Below are 13,920 nucleotides of genomic sequence, written 5' to 3'. Positions count from 1 at the left end.
CTCCCTCATCGGCTCGGCATCGGGCATCACGCTCACCAACCCCGCGACCCGCTCCACGGCCTCGACCGCAATCCCCGCCCAATGCGGGAGCAGTTCCTCAACGCATCCCGGAACGCACTCCGTACACGATCAACTACCAGATCGTGCCACGTCCCAAGATCAGCGACAGAGCGGGGCTTCTTGTCCATGGCTCTGCACTTGAACCCCGCACGCCGCCACGAGCTCTCACGAACTGCTCCATTAGCGGCTAAATGCCCTATGAATGTCCTGCTGGCTACCTGGCGCCAAGCCTTCTTGGACAATAGCGTGAATGACGCATGGGTGACGAAAATCGTCGGCACCTCCAGAAATACGTCTGTCTTCAATGGCGTGGAACCGAATGGGCGGCCGCTCTCTGCTGGGCAAGCAGTGGTCGCCTATAACGCTTCCGCGCTTGACGTAGCCGGCCGTATGACGATGAAACGACTGGAAGGAAGCAGAGAAATGAAGCGAAACGTCACTGGAAGAATTGCCATTGCCGCGATCGGCGGCCTCTCGGCTCTACTGCTCTCCGTCAGTCCCGCACAGGCCAAGGAAACGGCGGGTCACTGGTACGGCCCCTATTCCACTCAGGGAATTTGCGAATACTGGAGGAACGGTGTGCAGGCAGGTGGGACACAGACCCATCCCTGCTTCGATGACCAGGGCTGGTACTTCTGGGCAGCGTCCTGAGTGATCAGTACTCCCAACGCCCATCGCTAGGCAGGCGGATTCCAAGAAGGTCCGTCCGGGGCACTGAGCCATCACCGCTGTTCCTTGTGCGTCACGGTGGCCAACCCGTCCTCCACCGGCAGGCCAAGGGGCACACACTCGAGGCATGATGATGCGGCGCATCGTCCGAGCTGCGGGCGCTGCAGGTGGCGTTGAGCGAGCTGGTGACCAAGTACGAGTGGGGCCATCTGCGGCGGCTCGCAGCGGAGGGGCCCGTGCCCGCGCAATTCCGGCAGGACAGGAAGCTGCAGATGGAGCTCGACCGGCTCGACGCCATGGGGTTCGTCGAGCCGGTCGACCCGCGAGGGCTGAACGCGATTCCGCAGGACTACGGGCACACCTACGAGGAGTTCGACCTCAAACGGTACGTCGCGATCATCGAAGCCGGCCGTGAGTACGTGCGGCTGCGTGAGCGACTCTGATCACGTCAGGCCGCCGGTTCAAATCCTGCCCCCGCCACCAGGCAAGAGGCCCTTCTGGATCTGAGCCGATGATGATCGCATACCCCCAACGGCAACGTCCCTCGGTGGTGGCGCTTCCTGGCAACACCGGGCGTCGTCGGCGTGGTCGGAATCGTCGCCGACACCATGCAGATCATCAGCTTCGACGTCGGCGACGTGTGGTTTCTCACCGAAGATCCGGAGCGTCCTCATCCCAGCGGGATAGGCGAGTGGGTTGCGGCTGTTTGGAACATACTGCTTCAGATAAGAGCACAAGCGCCTTGGTGGTTCATCGCCCTCATATCCGCTATGGGCATCGCCACGATGCTCGGCCCCGTGAAGGTCATCACGTAGTTGATTCGGATTCTTCGCACTCTTGCGCCGTGCATCGTCGTGGCATGCGTCATATGGCTACTGTGGCCGTGGATATCAGGGCCGGCGTGGAACTCCATTCTGGCCGATGGCATCGCCTGGGGTGTCATCGCCACTGTGCTCGCTATCGTCCTGACGATTGCCGCTGTGCTCATCGGTGGCGTTGGCGTTCTTCTGCTCGATGAATTCGCGGACTCCACGGGGGCGATGCTGGTGATCGGCCCTTCGGCGGTATTACTGGTCATGGCGATCAGGTGGGACTCGCTGCCACAATGGCTGACGATCGTGCAAATAGTCGCCGTTGTTCTGCTGATCATGTAAAGCGTCGTCGCGTATGTGCATGGCCGCTAGCGTGCGGCCGGCCCAGGCGATGAGAAGCACGTGCGGAGGGTTAATCGCCTGCCTCGCGCGTCTTACGGGCAAGGACTGCACAGTGTCCGAGACCTGCCAGGCCGCAAAACGTCGAACCGACCGAAACCTCGATCAAGAGCCACTGAGGCCAGGTCTGGACGGGGCCGCCGCCTTCGGGCACCCAGAGTACGAAGCTGAAGGTGGCGAGTCCGCAGAGTAGGAGTCCGGTGCTCAGGCGGCTGTATGCACGACGGGGGATCGACCGCCCTAATCGCCACAGGAGCATGGGTAGGGAGAACATCGCGAAAGTGCGCATCGCACCACCCACGAAGGTGCCCACGAGATGACCGAGCGGCGCTTGGAAGCCGCCGTGGTCGGCCCAGTCGTACTTCTTGGCCAGCCATGAGCCGGTCGCCAACATCAGCGTGAGAATCACGAAAAGGGCGAGGAACGCACCGATGGAATCGGGGAACGAATCGCTCCGTTTGCGATCATCGGTGGAAGGCGTGTCGCTCATGGTGCGCCCTTCGGGAAGGTAGCCGGCGCGGGTCTCGCCTGCCACTGTGGCCCCGCGGAACGCGCCGAGGCAACCCGAGCGGCTCTGATCAGGCCGGGCCACCGGTCGGCTGACGGCCGGTCCGGACGGTCACGTACGTCTTGCGGATCGTCTCGTGCACATCCCAGGTGCCCCGCCAGCCGTCCGGCAGCACGACCGTCGAGCCGGGCCCGAGCTCGACGACCCGGCCGTCCTCGCCGGTCAGCGTCGCCCGCCCCGCCAGGATCTGGCAGATCTCGTGAAAGCCGTCCCTGACCGCGGTGAACGAGCCGGGCTCGCACTCCCAGATACCCGTCTCGGCGTGCGAGTCGGCCCACACCTCCAGCGTGGACTCCGACTGGCCGGTCAGGCTGGTCGGCTTGGGTTCGGCGGCGGGCAGGGGGCCGACGGGGCGTGCGCCAGGTGGGAGAGCTGGGTCAAGAGCCGTCCTAACGTAGATCAGTGGCCTGAATCTCAACCGCCGAAACTCACGCGGCTGAGATTCACGAGGGTCAGCGGCCTGAGATGAGGTTGGCGAGGCGGGCGTAGGCCGAGGTCGTGGTGCCGCGGTCGTTCTCGTGCCGGTCCGCCGCCCTGAAGAGCGCGTAGATGAGCTGCACCCCCGTCCACCGCAGCGGCTCCGGCTCCCACTGCCTGACCTGGCGGCCCACCCAGGGCAGTGCCGTCAGCTCGGTGTCGCGGCGCAGCACCAGGTCGCGCAGCGTACGGCCGGCCAGGTTCGTGGTGGTGACGCCGCTGCCCACGTAACCGCCCGCCCAGCCGAGGCCGGTCGTGTGGTCCAGGTGCACCGTGGAGCACCAGTCGCGCGGCACGCCGAGCACGCCGCACCACGAGTGCTGGACGCGAGCGTCGGCCGCGGCGGGGAACAGCTTGACCAGCATTCGCCACAGCAGCGCCACCGTCTGCGCCTGGGTGGCGCCCCGGGAGTCGGTGCGCGATCCGTACCGGTACGGCACGCCGCGCCCGCCGATCGCGATCCGGTCGTCCGCGGTGCGCTGGGCGTAGATGTAGGCGTGCGCCTCGTCGCCGAGCAGCTCGTTGTCCGACCAGCCGATGTGCTTCCACACCTCGGCGGGCAGCGGCTCGGTGACGATCATGGAGCTGTTCATCGGCAGCCACTGCCGGTGCTGCCCGGCGAGGCTGGCGGTGAAGCCCTCGGTGGCGCGGATGACGTACTCGGCCGAGACGACGCCGCGCGAGGTGACGGCCGAGGCCATACCGCCCTGGCGAGGGCGGATCTCGGTCACCGTGGTGTTCTCGAAGATGTCCACGCCCAGCGCGGCGACCGTCGAGGCGAGTCCGACGGCCAGCTTGGCGGGCTGGATGCGGGCGCAGTGCGGCGAGTACGTGGCCTCCAGGGTCCCCGCCACCTGCAGACGTTCCTGCTGCTCGTCCCGGGACATCACCCTGAGGTCGTCCTCCCTGTACCCCCAGGTGCGCAACGAGGACAGCTCCTCGCGCAGGCGGCGCCGCTGGGCGGGGTTGGTCGCGACGTGCACCAGGCCGCCCTTGTGGATGTCGGCCTCGATGCCCTCCTGGCGGGTCACCTCGATGACCTCGTCGACCGACCGGAACATGGCGTGCTGCAGGTCGATCATCGCCTGGCGGCCTCGGGCCTTGGCGTACCGCTTGCGCGAGCCGGCGAACTCCGCCGACAGCCAGCCGCCGTTGCGCCCGGACGCGCCGAACCCGGCGAACTCCCGTTCCAGGATCGCGATCCGCAGGTCGGGCTGGGCCTTCTTGAGGTAGTACGCGGTCCACAGGCCGGTGTAGCCACCACCGACGATCACCACGTCGTACGAACGAGACCCGGGCAGCGCCGCCCGGCGGTCCGGCACGCCGATCTGCCGGTACCAGAAGGAGACGCCGCCGTTGGCGAAGTCCTCGGTCAGCGGGATGCCTTTCACGTGAGCACTGCCTTCACATCACTTTCGTCGGCCAGGAGTACGGAGTCGGACACACGCCAGGTGAGCGTGACCTCGTCACCGCGACGGGGTTGGTCACGCGGGTGTGGGCGGACTGATCGTCCAGAGGACCTCGGCTGTCTCGTCGGCGTCATTGACCACGCGGTGAGGCACCGACGTGCGGTACTCCACGCTGTCGCCGGCCACCAGGACGTGCGGGGCGGCCGAGTCGGCGGGGCCGAGCCAGAGGGTCACCTGGCCGCGCACGATGAGGAAGATCTCCTGGGAGTCGCCGTGGGTGTACGGCTCGTCCCCGGTGGAGGCGCCCGGGTCGAGCTCCCCGGCGTACACCTCCAGGTTCTGCAGGGGGCGCTGGGAGATCAGGTACTTGCGGGTGCCGGGTTGGGTGGGGAGCTCCGGGCGTTCGGCGCGGCGTAGGACCCGGTGCCCGACCTCGTCCTGCTCGTTGAACAGGTCAGCGACCGTGATCCCGAGAGCCCCGGCGATCCGCCGCAGCATCCCGATGCTCGCGCTGGTCTGTCCCCGCTCCAACTGGCTGATGAAGCTGGCGCTCGCCTTGGCCTCGGCGGCGAGTCCACGGACGGTCATCTGGCGCATGTTCCGGTAGGCCCGGATGCGTACACCTAAGTATTCGGTCTCCGACTCCGTCATCGAACCTCTTGATCGACTTGACTGAACAAGTTGTTAAGTGGCAATGAAGGGACCGTACATAGCATGCGAAGGCCCAACAAGGGGGCGTTAGATAACGAATCGGTCACTGGCGCGGTCGGCGTGGGATCAACATGGGGGTCTGTACGACCTTGTCGAGGCCGCTCGCGGCGAGGATCTTCACGCAGCATAATGACCGGTATAGACCCGATAGTTTCGCTGTCTTCCCCATCCACGACAGAAACGAGAAATGCCGTGAAAGCCTGGATCTTCCTAGTCCTCGGCGTTCTCCTGGTCCTGATGGGCGCCCTGTGGACGCTTCAGGGGCTGGGCGTCGTCGGTGGCAGCGTGATGAGCGGCGTTACTCTCTGGGCCATCATCGGCCCCATCGTCCTCATCGTCGGCGCTGTTGTCGCCTTCATCGGAATACGCCAGGTACGGCAGCCGCGCGGCTAATAACCCGCCGTTCAGGCATATTTCGAGGTATCAAGGGATCATGACGGCACGCTATGACGGTCTGTCCGAGTGGTACGACGACCTCATCGTCCCGAACCTCTCGGACGTGACCGAACTCCTGGGCCCAGGCGACGGGACGTGCCTGGACCTGGGCTGTGGCACCGGGCGCTACCTCGACGCGATCCGATCCACCGGCAGGACCGTCGTGGGGCTCGACCGGTCCGGCGACCAGTTGCGCCTTGCTCGCCGCCGGGATCCCGCGCCGCTGCTCCAGGGTGACGGGACGACGCTGCCGTTCGCCTCAGGGGTGTTCGGCACCGTCACCATGCTCTGGGTGTCCACGGACATCGGCGACTTCCCCGGACTGCTCGGGGAGGCGGCCCGGGTGCTCCGCCCAGGCGGGCTGCTGCTGTTCTACGGGGTCCACCCGTGCTTCAACGGCCCGCACATCGAGAACCGCGAGGACGGCGCGCTGATCATCCATCCCACGTACCACCTCAAGGGCTGGCATCAGCGCGGGTCCTGGTGGCGCCAGGGCGGGATCAGGGACCGGGTCGGGATGAGCCAGGTGCCGCTGCCGGACCTGATCAACGCCTTCATCGACGCCGGGCTCGCCATCGAGCGGGTGTACGAACCGGGCGAGCAGCCCATCCCTAGCATCCTGGCCATCAGGGCGTCCGCTCGCTGAAGGCGGTCGGCGGTCGGGCTCGGTCCGCGTGGGCACCCCGCGTGCTCAGGTGGGGGAGCACGTGGGGACGGGCGCGGTGTTGGTGCCGTTCCAGGATGCCAGGAAACCGAAGGTGGCCGAGGCTCCGGCGGCCAGAGTGCCGTTCCAGGCCACGTTCCGCACGCTCACGGCGGCTCCGCTCGCGCTGAGAGTGCCGCCCCAGATCTGGGTGATCTGCTGACCGTTGGCGAACGTCCAGCGGACCGTCCAGGCGTTCGTCGTCGCGGCCCCGGTGTTCTTGACCGTGACCTCACCCTGGAAGCCGCCCGTCCACTGCCCGACGTTCTTGAACGTCGCCGTGCAGCCGCCCCCCGGCGTGGGGGTCGGTGTGGGCGTCGGCGTCGGCGTGCTCCCGCCAGGGGTCAGGAAGTTGGCCAGCGCGGGGTACCAGCGGTCGGACATCTTCTGGTCGCCCGAGGCGTTCGGGTGCACTCCGTCGTAGGTGTCCGCGCTCGTGCTGAACCCCGTCCACTGGTCCACGACGACGATCGGCGACTGCTGGGTGGAGGTGGCGGCGGCCCAGGCGGGGATCGCGTTGTTGAAGGCGACGACGCGCTGCCCGCAGTCGGCGCAGTTGGCCGGGTTCATGGGGATGATCTTCGCGACCAGGATCTTCATCGCGGGGTTGCTCGCCCGCATCTGGTTCACCAGCGTGGTGAACGCGCTGAGGATCGTCGCGGGCGCGATGTTGCTCCACACGTCGTTGGTCCCGAAGTGCATGACCACGATGTCGGGCCTGGTGGCCGCCAGCCAGCCGGGGAGTTGGTTCTGGTTGGCCACGTTGGTCGCCAGGAAGCCCCCATGGCCCTCGTTGTCGCCGTCGTGCGCCACCGAGCAGCCCTGCGGCGGCAGGGTGCCGACGAAGTCGATGTCGGTGTAGCCGGTGCTCTGCAGCCTGTTCCACAGCAGGGCCCGCCAGCAGCCGGGTGAGCCGGTGATCGAGTCGCCGAGGGGCATGATCCTGATGGCGGCGGCGCCGGCCGGTGCGGTGGTCAGGAAGAGTACCGTTCCGATCAGGGTCAGCATCGCCACCAGCAAGGCGCTCGTCCTCGACATCGTCGGCTCCCGAAGATCGTGGGTCTGCCGAGAGCGTAGGAGCGCGGAGCGGCGGCGGGAAGGCGACCGGCTGGGGCGGGTCTCGCGACCTGCGGCGTTGCCTGTAACGGCGTGTAACTTTCAGGGCCATCGCCGTGGATTGACCACCTGATCCCCTTGGTGATTACATGATTACATGGATAACGAAGCAGTGCCGAGCCTCTACGAGTGGGCGGGCGGGGTGGCGGCGCTGGAGCGGCTCACCGAGGTGTTCTACCAGCACGTCAAGAAGGACGAGCTGATCGGGCCACTGTTCGCGCACATGGACCCCGGCCATCCCCGATACGTGGCGATGTGGCTCGGTGAGGTGTTCGGCGGCCCCGACCGCTACACGAAGGAGCGCGGCGGCTACCCCCACATGCTCTCCCAGCACCTCGGCAAGGCCATCACCGAGCCGCAGCGGCGCAGATGGGTCAACCTGCTCATGGACGCCGCCGACGAGGTCGGGCTGCCCGACGACCCCGAGTTCAGAGCCGCCTTCGCCGGCTACATCGAGTGGGGCACCCGGCTGGCGGTGCACAACTCCCAGCCCGGCGCGAAGCCCCCGACCAAGGCTCCGGTGCCCCACTGGGGCTGGGGCGTCGCGCCGCCGTACCAGCCGTAGACAGGCCGTCGCGTCCCTGGTCGTAGCCTGGAGGTCACAGACTTACCACCGGGGAGCGAGGCATGACACGCGGGCGGCTGCGCATCTACCTCGGCGCGGCCCCCGGCGTGGGCAAGACGTTCGCGATGCTCGCCGAGGCGGCCCGCGCCAGGGAACGCGGCCGCGACGTGGTCGTCGGCTTCGTCGAGACCCACGACCGCGCCCGTACGGCCGCCCTGCTCGACGGGCTGGAGACGATCCCCCGCAAAACGCTCGTCCACCGAGGCGCCACCTTCACCGAACTCGACGTGGCCGCCGTCATCGAACGCGCGCCGAAGGCCGCGCTGATCGACGAGCTGGCACACACCAACGTCCCGGGATCGAAGAACCCCAAACGCTGGCAGGACGTCGATGAGATCCTCGACGCGGGCATCGACGTCGTCTCCACCGTCAACATCCAGCACCTCGAATCGCTCAACGACGTGGTACGCCAGATCACCGGCGTCCCGCAGCGCGAGACCGTCCCCGACGAGGTGGTACGCCGGGCCGAACGCATCGAGCTCGTCGACATGTCCCCCGAGGCGCTGCGCCGCCGGATGGCGCACGGCAACGTCTACGCCCCGGACAAGGTCGACGCGGCCCTGTCCAACTACTTCCGCGTCGGCAACCTCACCGCGCTGCGCGAGCTGGCCCTGCTCTGGGTCGCCGGCAAGGTGGACGACCAGCTCATCCGCTACCGGGCGGACCATGGCATAGCGGGCACCTGGGAAGCCCGAGAACGGGTCGTCGTCGCGCTCACCGGGGGCCCCGAGGGCGACACGCTGATCAGGCGGGCCGCCAGGATCGCCGCCAGGTCCAAGAGCGTCGACCTGCTGGCCGTACACGTGACCAGGCCCGACGGTCCGGCGTCCGACGGCGAGCCGGCGACGCTTGTACGCCGTCGCGCGCTCGTCGAGAGCCTGGGCGGCACCTATCACCAGGTCGTGGGCGACGACGTCCCGCGCGCGCTGCTGGAGTTCGCCCGCGGCGCGAACGCGACGCAGCTCGTGCTCGGCGCGTCCAGGCGGGGCCGGTTCGCGCAGATCCTGTCCCGCGGCGTGGGCGTCACGGCGACCGCCTTGTCCGGCTCGATCGACGTCCATCTTGTGCCCCATGAGGCGGTTCGGGGTGTAGGCGGTCCCGCCCGCTCGCCGGCCGCGCTGAACCGGGACCGGCGGATCGCCGGCTGGGCGCTGGCGCTGCTCGCGGTGCCGCTGCTCACGGCTGTCATGCTGACGTTCGCGGAGCGGCTCACACTGCCGAGCGAGATCCTGCTCTTCCTGCTGCTGGTGGTCGCCGTCGCGCTGGTGGGCGGCAGGTGGCCGGCGCTGACGGCGGCGGTGCTCGGCTTCGCGCTGCTGAACTGGTTCTTCACGCCCCCGCTCCACACGCTGACGATCTCCGCGCCGGAGAACCTGTTCGCGCTGTCCACCTTCGTGCTGGTCGCCGCGATGGTCAGCACGGTCGTCGACCAGGCGGCCCGCCGCAGCAGGGAGGCCGCCCGCTCGCGCGCCGACGCCGAGGTGCTGTCCACGCTGGCCGGCCACGTCCTGCGCGGTGACGCGGCGCTGCCGTCTTTGCTGGCCCGGCTCAAGGAGGTGTACGGCCTGGACTCCGTCACGCTGCTGGAGCGCGACGGCGACTCATGGCATGTCGTGGCCACGGCCGGGGGACCGCCGTCCACCTCGCCGGGCCATGCCGACACCGACGTGCCCATCGACGACGACCTGGTACTCGCCGTACGGGGGAGGCTGCTCGACGCGGCCGACCGGCAGGTGCTCGAGGCGTTCGCGGCGGAGTCGGCGGTGGCCCTGCGGCAGGAACGCCTGCGTGCGGAGGCCGACCGGGCCAGACCGCTGGCAGAGGCCGACAGGATGCGCACCGCCCTGCTCGCGGCAGTCAGCCACGACCTGCGCAATCCGCTCGCGGCGGCCAGGGCCGCGGTCGACGGCCTGCGCGGCACAGAGGTCGACTGGACCCCCGAGGACCGCGAAGAACTGCTGGCCACGGCCGGTGAGTCGCTCATCAAGCTCGACCGGCTGGTTTCGAACCTCCTCGACATGAGCCGCCTGCAGGCGGGCGTGCTCGGCGTCACGCTGGAACCGCTGGCCGTCGAGGACGTGGTTCCCCAGGCGATCGCCGAGCTCGGACCGCTGCGCTCGCGCGTCCGTGACGGGTTCACTGGCGAGGTGCCGGAGTTCATGGCCGACGCGGCGCTGCTGGAGCGGGTGCTGGTGAACCTGATGTCCAACGCCGTCCGCTTCAGCCCGCCCGGCGGCCAGGTGATGATCTCCGCGAGCGCGTACGGCGAGCATGTCGAGATCCGCGTCATGGACCGGGGTCCCGGGATTCCGCCGATGGCGCAGGAGCGGGTGTTCCTGCCGTTCCAGCGGTTGGGCGATCGGCAGGGCGTGGGGCTGGGGCTCGGGTTGGCGCTGTCCCGGGGACTGACGGAGGCCATGGGCGGCACGCTCACCCCGGAGGAGACGCCCGGAGGAGGCTTGACCATGACCGTCTCGTTGCGGAGGGCTTCTTGAGTGTGACCGTCTCGCTGTGGAGGGCTCCTTGACCACGACCGTCTCCTTGAGGAGGACTCCTTGACCCGTGTGCTCGTGGTGGACGACGAACCGCAGATCCTGCGGGCGTTGCGCATCAACCTGGTCGCCAGGCACTATGAGGTGGCCGTCGCGCCGGACGGCACCGCCGCCCTGCGCCAAGCCGCCGACTGGCATCCTGACCTGGTCATTCTGGACCTAGGACTGCCGGACCTCGACGGGGTGGACGTCATCCAGGGGCTGCGCGGCTGGACGAGCGTGCCGATCATCGTGCTCTCGGGCCGGACGGGAAGCCCCGACAAGGTGGACGCCCTCGACGCGGGGGCCGACGACTACGTGACCAAGCCGTTCGGGATCGACGAGCTGCTCGCGCGGATCCGCGCGGTGACGCGCCGCACCGGAACGGCCGCCGACGAGCCCGCGACGGTGCGGGTGGGGGAGCACGTGATCGATTTCGCCACGAAGACGGTCTCGGGCGGGGTTCGGCTCACGCCCACGGAATGGCACTTCCTGGAGCTGCTGGCCCGGAACCCCGGCAAGTTGATCAGCCAGCGGCAGTTGCTCAACGAGGTGTGGGGGAGTTCGTACGTGAAGGAGACCCACTATCTGCGGCAGTACATGGCGCAACTGCGCCGCAAGCTGGAACGCGACCCGGGACATCCCGTGCACCTGCTGACAGAGCCCGGAATGGGCTATCGCTTCCAGCCGTAGTCCCTACTCCTGCTCGAAGAAGAAGGAGTCCTCCAGCGGATCGGCGAAGGCGTCGGACTCACGATCGTCCTCCTCGTTCACCCATCTGGAGATGCTCCGCGCGGCCTCGTCATCGATCTCGAGGATCCTGTGCCGTTGCGGGAGTCTGTCCAGGTACATAGCGGTGGCGGAGAGCTGTACGTCATCCCCCATGTCATGACTGATTTCGTAGAGTTGATCGCTCATGAGACTCACGCCTTGGTGATCATCAGGGTTGTCTTGCGTACAGCCCAAGCGGCCAGCGCGGCACCGAAGACCAGTTGGCCGACGCGCACCCAGAGGGCTGGGGTGTCTTCAACGTAAATGACGACACCCATCCATATGAGGCTGAAACCGCCGACTAGGGCGATTGCTGCCCAGTTGAACCATCGCTGCCACATATGCGCAGTCTTGCAGCCGATCGGCCAAGGCTGGGTAAGTGAGCGGTCGTCTTCTGGTCACCTGGGCAGCGTGCGCGTGCTGACTATTTGGTAGGTCTAGTGCCGATGACGACGGTGGCGTACCGGTCCTCGGAGCCGGCCACGCGCGGGGTCAGCCCGGCGGCGGCCATGTCCTCGGCCGTCCGCGACGCCTGGCGCTCGCTCGTCTCGACCAGTAGATGACCACCCGGCGCCAGCCACGCCGACGCCTCCGCGATCACCCGCCGCACGACGTCGAGCCCGTCGGCGCCACCGTCGAGCGCCACCAGCGGCTCGTGGACGCGGGCCTCCGAGGGCAGCAGCCGGATCGCCTCGGTGGGCACGTAGGGAGGGCTGGCGATCAGGATGTCGACGCGACCGCGCAGCGTGGCGGGCAAGGGCTCGTAGAGGTCCCCCTCGTACACGTGACCGCCGATGGGGGCCAGATTGCGGCGCGCGCACCGTACGGCGGCGGGGTGCAGGTCCGCGGCGTGCAACTCGACCCCTTCTCTGTTTCTGTTCAGGGCTGCTTTTCCGTGGAGGGTCGCGGACAGCGCGGCGCCCATCGCGCCCGTGCCACAGCACAGATCGAGGATGACGGTGGGGGAGGGACCGCTCGGCGCGGCGGCCGCGGCCTGGTCGATGAGGAACTCGGTACGGCGGCGCGGCACGAACACCTCGGGATCCACCGCGATCCGCAGCCCACAGAACTCCGCCCACCCGAGAACATGCTCAAGAGGCAGCCCGGCGACCCGCTGGTCGACCATGGTGGCGAGCTCGTCCGGCGTCCTCGCCGTCGAGATGAGCAACTCCGCCTCGTCCTCGGCGAATACACAGCCGGCGGCCCGGAGCCTGGTGATGATGGCGGACGGGGGGACAGGTGACGGAAAAACCGACATGAGCGCCTTTCGGAAAGCCAATGAGCGCTCCCTCGGTCACCTATGTCAGGTGGACCGCACGATCACGAGGCGGGAGCACCCAGCCTGCTGCAGCGTTAATGGGTCTCACCTCCTTGATCGGGTCCATCGCTGGGGACGGCAACATTACCTGACGTCCTGTTCGGCACGCGAGCGGCCTCTTCGTCTGGGTTCCGAGAGCCGTTCGAGCTTCGCCAGGTCTGTCGAGCCTCGTCAGGTCTGTCGGGATCCTTCAGGCCCGTCAGGTCTGTCGGGCCGTGGGGCCCTCCAGGTCCCTGCCAGGTCCATGGGACCCATGGGATCCCTAGGACCAATGGGCCCCGTGGGGTCGGTCAGGTTCGTGGGGGTTCCGCGAACTTGACCGGCGGCTCAGTGGCTCAGCGGCCAAGCGGCTTCGCGGAGTCGCGGAGTCGCGGCTCAGCGGGGGAGCGTGCGAGCGGTGCCGACGCAGCGGCGCAGTCGCATGCCCCTCGGCCGGACCTGAATCGGCTGCTGCTGCTCCAGACAGGCCAGCAGGGCGGCCGCCGCCTGCGCGTCGGACAGGATGCGCTGCACGGCCTCCCCGTCCTCGGGAAGCTGACCGCGTTCGGCGAGCTCGTGCTTGATGAAGGCCAGCGGATCGGGCGCGCCCACCGTCTCGGCGGCCACCGTGGCCCGGGCGGCGGTGAGCAGGCGCAAGTAGTACGTCCGCAGGACGGCCTCGCGCATGCGCGCGTGCTCGAGGTCGTCGATCAGTGTCCGGGCGACTCGGAGGAGGTCTCCAGCATGAGTCGCGTCGTCGGCCAGGAAGGCGCGGATGTCATCGAACTCCGAGCGGGTCATTGCGGACACCTCCGAGGGCGCAGATTGCTCGTACATACTTCGTACACACCCCCGATTGCGGATGACTTGCTTTCGGCTTGTCTCCGCCATGTCACCCTCCCGCCGTGGATCCGGTCGGCGACTCGGCGGGTTTGAGCATCTTGAGGGCAGGGAAGGACCTCATGATTACCTGTACGGCACGAAGCAGGCGTGGACGGCTGCTAGAGTTGCTCAGGCAGGGCGGCCAAGGGTTCATGGAACCAAGGCAGTGCCCGGCACATCCCACTTCTTCCTGGTTCGTCCGGTTGATTCGCATCTGTCCGGATGGTCTGGTAAGTTAGAGGGGTTGTCCCGGAAACGGGGCGGTCTTTATTCCAGCAGGTCGGAGCGGGTCGGGTCAATTTGACACCGGGCCGGGCGACTGAAAAGATAAAGACACAACGAAAACAGAAAACGAAATGTGCGCCTCTCGCAGGTTGGGGAGTACGCGTCCGTTTCTTGAGAACTCAACAGTGTGTTAAAAGCCAGTGCATGATGCACAACCCCGTCATGTCTGC

The 13,920-nt window shown here is 67.7% G+C and carries 18 protein-coding genes; 9 read left to right on the top strand and 9 right to left on the bottom strand.

The window, feature by feature from the left end; all coding sequences use genetic code 11:
• The first annotated feature begins 258 nt into the window (after nt 1–258).
• The 4 genes from AB0L53_RS37925 (at nt 259) to AB0L53_RS37910 (ending at nt 1,883) form a co-directional block, all read left to right on the top strand.
• Entirely contained in the window at nt 259–711 is a 453-nt protein-coding gene (locus AB0L53_RS37925) for a hypothetical protein (RefSeq protein WP_364004783.1), read from the top strand.
• Nucleotides 712–902: 191 nt separating this feature from the next.
• A complete protein-coding gene (locus AB0L53_RS37920) occupies nt 903–1,172 on the top strand; it encodes a hypothetical protein (protein WP_364004780.1) in 270 nt (89 codons plus the stop codon).
• 141 nt (nt 1,173–1,313) lie between these two features.
• Nucleotides 1,314–1,544: a hypothetical protein gene (locus tag AB0L53_RS37915; protein WP_364004778.1), complete on the top strand. Its 231-nt coding sequence runs from the start codon at nt 1,314–1,316 to the stop codon at nt 1,542–1,544.
• A 135-nt stretch (nt 1,545–1,679) separates the two neighbouring features.
• A complete protein-coding gene (locus AB0L53_RS37910) occupies nt 1,680–1,883 on the top strand; it encodes a hypothetical protein (protein WP_364004775.1) in 204 nt (67 codons plus the stop codon).
• A gap of 70 nt (nt 1,884–1,953) precedes the next feature.
• On the opposite strand, the gene AB0L53_RS37905 is transcribed toward AB0L53_RS37910, so the two are convergent.
• The 4 genes from AB0L53_RS37905 to AB0L53_RS37890 all read right to left on the bottom strand — a co-directional run bounded on the left by AB0L53_RS37905 (nt 1,954) and on the right by AB0L53_RS37890 (nt 5,045).
• Nucleotides 1,954–2,430 (bottom strand): hypothetical protein, encoded by a 477-nt coding sequence (locus AB0L53_RS37905; protein WP_364004773.1) that lies wholly within the window; start codon nt 2,428–2,430, stop codon nt 1,954–1,956.
• 88 nt (nt 2,431–2,518) lie between these two features.
• Nucleotides 2,519–2,926: a cupin domain-containing protein gene (locus tag AB0L53_RS37900; RefSeq protein WP_364004770.1), complete on the bottom strand. Its 408-nt coding sequence runs from the start codon at nt 2,924–2,926 to the stop codon at nt 2,519–2,521.
• 34 nt (nt 2,927–2,960) lie between these two features.
• The gene (locus AB0L53_RS37895) at nt 2,961–4,376 is read right to left on the bottom strand and encodes an FAD-binding oxidoreductase (protein ID WP_364004767.1); all 1,416 of its coding nucleotides are present in this window, start codon (nt 4,374–4,376) and stop codon (nt 2,961–2,963) included.
• Nucleotides 4,377–4,469: 93 nt separating this feature from the next.
• Complete coding sequence (locus AB0L53_RS37890) at nt 4,470–5,045, bottom strand: XRE family transcriptional regulator (RefSeq protein WP_364004764.1); 576 nt, start codon at nt 5,043–5,045, stop codon at nt 4,470–4,472.
• Nucleotides 5,046–5,297: 252 nt separating this feature from the next.
• On the opposite strand from AB0L53_RS37890, the gene AB0L53_RS37885 reads away from it, so the two are divergent.
• Nucleotides 5,298–5,498 (top strand): hypothetical protein, encoded by a 201-nt coding sequence (locus AB0L53_RS37885; protein WP_364004761.1) that lies wholly within the window; start codon nt 5,298–5,300, stop codon nt 5,496–5,498.
• A 40-nt stretch (nt 5,499–5,538) separates the two neighbouring features.
• Nucleotides 5,539–6,186 (top strand): class I SAM-dependent methyltransferase, encoded by a 648-nt coding sequence (locus AB0L53_RS37880; RefSeq protein WP_364004758.1) that lies wholly within the window; start codon nt 5,539–5,541, stop codon nt 6,184–6,186.
• A 45-nt stretch (nt 6,187–6,231) separates the two neighbouring features.
• Here AB0L53_RS37880 and AB0L53_RS37875 read toward each other — a convergent pair whose 3' ends face one another.
• Complete coding sequence (locus AB0L53_RS37875; protein WP_364004755.1) at nt 6,232–7,281, bottom strand: cellulose binding domain-containing protein; 1,050 nt, start codon at nt 7,279–7,281, stop codon at nt 6,232–6,234.
• A gap of 175 nt (nt 7,282–7,456) precedes the next feature.
• On the opposite strand from AB0L53_RS37875, the gene AB0L53_RS37870 reads away from it, so the two are divergent.
• The 3 genes from AB0L53_RS37870 (at nt 7,457) to AB0L53_RS37860 (ending at nt 11,208) form a co-directional block, all read left to right on the top strand.
• The gene (locus tag AB0L53_RS37870; RefSeq protein ID WP_364004752.1) at nt 7,457–7,924 is read left to right on the top strand and encodes a group II truncated hemoglobin; all 468 of its coding nucleotides are present in this window, start codon (nt 7,457–7,459) and stop codon (nt 7,922–7,924) included.
• 62 nt (nt 7,925–7,986) lie between these two features.
• A complete protein-coding gene (locus AB0L53_RS37865) occupies nt 7,987–10,479 on the top strand; it encodes a DUF4118 domain-containing protein (protein WP_364004749.1) in 2,493 nt (830 codons plus the stop codon).
• 60 nt (nt 10,480–10,539) lie between these two features.
• Nucleotides 10,540–11,208: a response regulator gene (locus AB0L53_RS37860; protein WP_357944547.1), complete on the top strand. Its 669-nt coding sequence runs from the start codon at nt 10,540–10,542 to the stop codon at nt 11,206–11,208.
• Nucleotides 11,209–11,211: 3 nt separating this feature from the next.
• Here the strand turns inward: AB0L53_RS37860 and AB0L53_RS37855 are convergent, their stop codons facing one another.
• The 4 genes from AB0L53_RS37855 to AB0L53_RS37840 form a co-directional block, all read right to left on the bottom strand.
• A complete protein-coding gene (locus tag AB0L53_RS37855; protein WP_357944550.1) occupies nt 11,212–11,433 on the bottom strand; it encodes a hypothetical protein in 222 nt (73 codons plus the stop codon).
• A 5-nt stretch (nt 11,434–11,438) separates the two neighbouring features.
• Nucleotides 11,439–11,564: a hypothetical protein gene (locus AB0L53_RS37850; protein ID WP_358551477.1), complete on the bottom strand. Its 126-nt coding sequence runs from the start codon at nt 11,562–11,564 to the stop codon at nt 11,439–11,441.
• 146 nt (nt 11,565–11,710) lie between these two features.
• Nucleotides 11,711–12,544 (bottom strand): putative protein N(5)-glutamine methyltransferase, encoded by an 834-nt coding sequence (locus AB0L53_RS37845; protein ID WP_364005194.1) that lies wholly within the window; start codon nt 12,542–12,544, stop codon nt 11,711–11,713.
• 435 nt (nt 12,545–12,979) lie between these two features.
• Entirely contained in the window at nt 12,980–13,384 is a 405-nt protein-coding gene (locus AB0L53_RS37840) for a hypothetical protein (RefSeq protein WP_364004744.1), read from the bottom strand.
• Between the last annotated feature and the right edge of the window lie 536 nt (nt 13,385–13,920).

The organism is Nonomuraea sp. NPDC052129, from assembly GCF_040680095.1.
Taxonomy (GTDB): Bacteria; Actinomycetota; Actinomycetes; order Streptosporangiales; family Streptosporangiaceae; genus Nonomuraea.
Note: the sequence above shows the minus strand (reverse complement) of the source record. Positions and strands in the feature narration are given on the sequence as shown.

Excerpts from the sequence above, each read along its gene's own strand:
- AB0L53_RS37925 (WP_364004783.1), top strand. The coding sequence starts at position 259 with ATGAATGTCCTGCTGGCTACCTGGCGCCAAGCCTTCTTGGACAATAGC.
- AB0L53_RS37905 (WP_364004773.1), bottom strand. The coding sequence starts at position 2,430 with ATGAGCGACACGCCTTCCACCGATGATCGCAAACGGAGCGATTCGTTC.
- AB0L53_RS37890 (WP_364004764.1), bottom strand. The coding sequence starts at position 5,045 with ATGACGGAGTCGGAGACCGAATACTTAGGTGTACGCATCCGGGCCTAC.
- AB0L53_RS37880 (WP_364004758.1), top strand. The coding sequence starts at position 5,539 with ATGACGGCACGCTATGACGGTCTGTCCGAGTGGTACGACGACCTCATC.
- AB0L53_RS37875 (WP_364004755.1), bottom strand. The coding sequence starts at position 7,281 with ATGTCGAGGACGAGCGCCTTGCTGGTGGCGATGCTGACCCTGATCGGA.
- AB0L53_RS37870 (WP_364004752.1), top strand. The coding sequence starts at position 7,457 with ATGGATAACGAAGCAGTGCCGAGCCTCTACGAGTGGGCGGGCGGGGTG.
- AB0L53_RS37865 (WP_364004749.1), top strand. The coding sequence starts at position 7,987 with ATGACACGCGGGCGGCTGCGCATCTACCTCGGCGCGGCCCCCGGCGTG.
- AB0L53_RS37855 (WP_357944550.1), bottom strand. The coding sequence starts at position 11,433 with ATGAGCGATCAACTCTACGAAATCAGTCATGACATGGGGGATGACGTA.
- AB0L53_RS37850 (WP_358551477.1), bottom strand. The coding sequence starts at position 11,564 with ATGGGTGTCGTCATTTACGTTGAAGACACCCCAGCCCTCTGGGTGCGC.
- AB0L53_RS37845 (WP_364005194.1), bottom strand. The coding sequence starts at position 12,544 with ATGTCGGTTTTTCCGTCACCTGTCCCCCCGTCCGCCATCATCACCAGG.
- AB0L53_RS37840 (WP_364004744.1), bottom strand. The coding sequence starts at position 13,384 with ATGACCCGCTCGGAGTTCGATGACATCCGCGCCTTCCTGGCCGACGAC.